Origin of the sequence: Streptomyces yokosukanensis (assembly GCF_001514035.1) — a bacterium.
GTDB classification, from domain to species: Bacteria; Actinomycetota; Actinomycetes; order Streptomycetales; family Streptomycetaceae; genus Streptomyces; species Streptomyces yokosukanensis.
Map to the genome: position 1 here is coordinate 1 of NZ_KQ948271.1, position 4,004 is coordinate 4,004.

At 67.1% G+C, this 4,004-nt stretch carries 5 protein-coding genes and 1 pseudogene; 3 read left to right on the forward strand and 3 right to left on the reverse strand.

Features of this window, described 5'->3' with window-relative positions:
• Positions 1–306: 306 nt before the first annotated feature.
• Positions 307–792 (forward strand): annotated as a pseudogene (locus AQI95_RS44025) (transposase); the annotation flags it as partial.
• A gap of 137 nt (positions 793–929) precedes the next feature.
• On the opposite strand, the gene AQI95_RS44030 reads toward AQI95_RS44025, so the two are convergent.
• From AQI95_RS44030 to AQI95_RS44040, 3 genes are all read right to left on the reverse strand, one after another.
• Positions 930–1,658: an aspartate/glutamate racemase family protein gene (locus AQI95_RS44030; RefSeq protein ID WP_067137107.1), complete on the reverse strand. Its 729-nt coding sequence runs from the start codon at positions 1,656–1,658 to the stop codon at positions 930–932.
• A gap of 708 nt (positions 1,659–2,366) precedes the next feature.
• Complete coding sequence (locus AQI95_RS44035; RefSeq protein WP_067137109.1) at positions 2,367–2,579, reverse strand: hypothetical protein; 213 nt, start codon at positions 2,577–2,579, stop codon at positions 2,367–2,369.
• 92 nt (positions 2,580–2,671) lie between these two features.
• The gene (locus AQI95_RS44040; RefSeq protein ID WP_067137111.1) at positions 2,672–2,857 is read right to left on the reverse strand and encodes a hypothetical protein; all 186 of its coding nucleotides are present in this window, start codon (positions 2,855–2,857) and stop codon (positions 2,672–2,674) included.
• A gap of 258 nt (positions 2,858–3,115) precedes the next feature.
• Here AQI95_RS44040 and AQI95_RS44045 point away from each other — a divergent pair, with 258 nt between their 5' ends.
• On the forward strand, positions 3,116–3,691 hold the full coding sequence (locus AQI95_RS44045; protein ID WP_067137113.1) for a DUF5994 family protein: 576 nt from the start codon (positions 3,116–3,118) through the stop codon (positions 3,689–3,691).
• A gap of 5 nt (positions 3,692–3,696) precedes the next feature.
• On the forward strand, positions 3,697–3,885 hold the full coding sequence (locus AQI95_RS44050; RefSeq protein ID WP_159056783.1) for a hypothetical protein: 189 nt from the start codon (positions 3,697–3,699) through the stop codon (positions 3,883–3,885).
• The last annotated feature ends 119 nt before the right edge of the window (positions 3,886–4,004 follow it).

Sequence of the window (4,004 nt, forward strand, 5' to 3'; positions counted from 1 at the left end):
AGGCTCGAAAGCTACGTTCTCGAGCAACTCGGCACGTCCCCTGATCTGTGTGCGCACCCCTTCGGCATCGCCTCGCTGACGAGCCCACGAAAAACCGCCACGAGGCATGCACCAAGTCGCCTTTCATGCAACGCCATCGGCTATGCCACAGAACCAAATGCCTCTCGAAATCAGGCTCTTCCTGACCAGCCCTCCGACTTCACGATTGGAGGCTAAAGCTGATCCACGCCGCCTGGGCCTGCCTTCCTCATATCTCGCCCGCCCGCCACAGGCAACGGTCAACGCGCCGGCCGAGCGTGGCCGCCGCTGGTGGTCCGCAACGGCTACCACCGCCCCCGCACCGTGGTCCGCGCGGCCGGACCGGTCGAGGTCACCGCGCCCCGAGTGAACGACCGGCGCGTGGACGAGGAATCCGGCGAGCGGATGCGGTTCTCCTCGAAGATCCTTCCGCCGTGGTGCCGCAAGTCGCCGAAAGTCTCCGCGGTCCTCCCGCTGCTCTGCCTGCACGGCCTGTCGTCCGGGGACTTCGTGCCCGCGCTGCAGCAGTTCCTTGGCTCAGCGGCCGGGCTGTTGCCAGCTACCGTGACCCGGCTGACGAAGCAGTGGGGCGACGACCACACCGCCTTCCAGGCCCGTGACCTGTCCGACCGCGACTTCGTGTACGTGTGGGCCGACGGGGTGCACCCGAAGACCCGGCTCGGGAAGGCGCACTCGTGCGTCCTGGTCCTGCTCGGAGTGCGTCTGGACGGCACCAAGGAGCTGATCGCCCTGGCCGAGGGCCACCCCGCATCATGAGCGGCCGCCCGTACCATGCGTTCCTCTTCACAGGCCCGGCGTCAGCTACCCCCCGGCGTCCGGGTCAGTGGCGGTGGCCCTGGTCACGGCCCCAGGAAACCACGTCGGCGACGCGGTCGCGGTCGTTACTCCAGTCAGCGGGATGCGGGCGTCGTGGGGGTGTCGTTCCGGGCGCCCGGAAGAGCTGCGTCTACAGCTGCCTCGGCGTGAAGTCGTGCGGTGGGGAAGACCGGAACGGGACTGTCCCCAGGGCCGATGAGAAGCTCGATTTCAGTGCAGCCCAGGATGATGCCTTCCGCGCCAGCAGCAACGAGATCCTTGATGACCTTCTGATAAGCAGTGCGCGATTCGTCCCGCACAATTCCGAGGCAGAGCTCCTCATAGATCACTTCGTGCACGAGCGCGCGCCCGTCGGTATCCGGGATGCGGACGTCGAGCCCGGCCGCTTCGAGGCGGCCTCGATAGAAGTCCTGCTCCATGGTGAACGCCGTGCCCAACAGGCCGACCCGGCGCAGGCCCGATGCCCGTACGGCGCCTGCGGTGGCGTCGGCCAGGTGCAGCAGCGGGATGGACACCGCCGCCCCGACCACGTCGGCGACCTTGTGCATGGTGTTGGTACAGATGAGCACCAGGTCAGCGCCGGCTGCCTCCAGAGACCGAGCGGCCGCAGCCAGGATCTCGCCGGCATCCGCCCAGCGTCCCTGGACCTGCAACTGTTCAATCTCCGCGAAATCCACCGAATAGATCACACATCGGGCTGAATGGAGCCCGCCAAGTCGGTCGCGCGTGAACTCGTTCAAGAACCGGTAGTACTCCGCCGTCGACTCCCAGCTCATCCCGCCGATCAGCCCGATCGTCTTCATCGCCCCGCTCCTCGCATTGACTCCGAGTGGCATTCTGCTCACCACCCAGCATCCTTTCATAAGCGAAATAAGCGACGTGATCAAGTTTCATAAGGCTCACTTTGGTCAGGGGGTGGGCAGTCCTGCAGGACGCCGTCTTTCAGGACCAGGCACGCCCGCCTGCTCCGATAGCCCGTCGGACGGAATGTCCACCTGCCGCTGTTCGGTGACAGGCTGTCACGCTTCGAACGGGCGGGACGTCCTGCGGGGCAATCTCGCCCGGGCCCTTCCTGTCGCCGAGATTCATCGGTGCAACACGTCGCCTTTCGTCGGGTGACACGTCAGCTGGTCGGCGAACATCTTCCGTTCGTGCGGGAACAGGTCGGCGATGCACCGAGCCTCGCCCAGGTCTTCGTCCGTGACGGCGAACAGCGCTTGCAGGCTCGGCGAAGGTGGTGACGGGCTGGAGCTCAGAACAGGACTCGCTTCCTGGGCAGGGTGGATTCTCCGGCGCATGTCGATTGACGGGGAGGCGGAACCGGCACCACTCGAATCAGCGGTAGCGCCACAGGTGTTGCACACGATGTTCTCGCGGTCACGGGCGCTGAGCCGCACAAAGCGGCCTCCACTCGCCTCGCGCCACACGGTCACCCCCAGAGAACCCCCTGTGCTCCCTTCATCGTCGTCACCGGCGCACCAACGGGCGTTGCTGCCCGCGTCATGGCCTGGTCAGTACTCCCACACATCCGGGCCGCCGCCCTGCCACTCCACCCAGCCGGTGTCGGTCACATCCTCCCGCTCAACGTCTTCGAATCCGGCCTGCCGAAGGAACTCGACGACGTCAAGGACCGTGTATGCGATCCCCAGGAAGTGGCTGCCGACACGGACACGCCGGCCGCCGTCTTCAGCGGGCGGATACACGGCAACGCGCGGCTCGATCATGAACCCAGGGTGCGGCGTGCGCCGGGAGAGCGCATACGGGGCTGATGAGCCGTCCGCAGGCGGGTGGTGTTCGGGGCTCCTGCGGAGGTCTACTACATCGCCCCGATCCAGCTCGCCGAGAGCTGCCACTTGCAGCCGTCCGGACAGGCCGCGGCGAAGCCGTACCAGCTGCTCGTCGACCCCCTCGGCCGTTCGGCGAAGGTGGCCGTGGCGAAGTACGTGTGGAGCTGCTGGGGCTGCCGCGGGTCCGCGACGACGTCATTGGAACCTCGTCGCATGCCGGCACCGCTGCCGGTGCCCGGGTCGCAACATGCATGAGCTTGCCGTCGTTTCACGGTACTTCCGCCGCCCTCGCCACTGAACACCCGCTGCACCATCAGCCGGAAAGTACCTGGTCAGAACGGTCAAAGCCTGCCGAACAGGCGTACAGTGAAAGTACCGGGAGTACTTCGCACACCGGTTTCCATGCAGGTGTCGTTTCCGGCGATCACGAAAAACTGGGCTGCCGACGGGCAGCCCGGGGGCAGGTCCGCATCATGACCACCACCCCCGACCGGACCGCACCGCGCGACCTCGCCGCAGAGCTCCCGGCACGCTTGTCCCTCACCCCGAAGTCCACCCTCGCCGGCCAGCTCGACGGGGCCTGGTGGCCCTATTCACGCAATCTCGAGGCGGAGCTTCCCCCGCTCGCGGCCGCACTCGACAAAGCCTGGGGACGCATCACACACGTCACCGTGAACCCCACCCGCTGGCCCGTCATCCCGCGCAAGGTGCCTGTGGCCGGACACACCATGCATGTGGGCTGGTTCACCGAACAGCACCCCGACAAGCTGATCCTGCTCTCCTACACAGCCGGCCGCTGGGACCTGCTGGTGATCCCGCCCGAGACCGAGCCCGCCGCCGCGGCCCGCCTGATGGCCGCCGCAGCGATCCCCGGCAGCGTCCTCACCGCCGGCGCCCTGATGGCCGACGAAGCCGTCATCGAGCGCGGCATCCGCGACACCCTGCGCCGCGAAGATACGTGGGAAAGCGAGGGCGGGGCCTGCATGTCCCCCTTCGGGAGCCCGATGGACAGACGCACCCTCCCGCTGCCGGGAAACACCTGGAGATGAGCTCCATGGAGACCCTCGTCCTCATCGCGGCGCTCATCCTCGCGACCGGCATCGGAATGCTACTGATCCACTTGCTCAACGCACAGCACGAGGCCCGGATCACGGCCCACCACTACAGCGACCCCCTGCCGAGACCTCCCCGCCAATCGGACGACACCAGTCGTCGAGCCCACCGTGCGCATGCCGACCGGTGAAGAAACACTCCTCCGACCGGGGGCAGCGAGTGGGGCGCGCGGCGCCCCACTCGCCGACCTCTCGCCCGCTGCGAAGGGAAACACGCCGACGTGAAGTACATCGAGACCCAGACGATGCC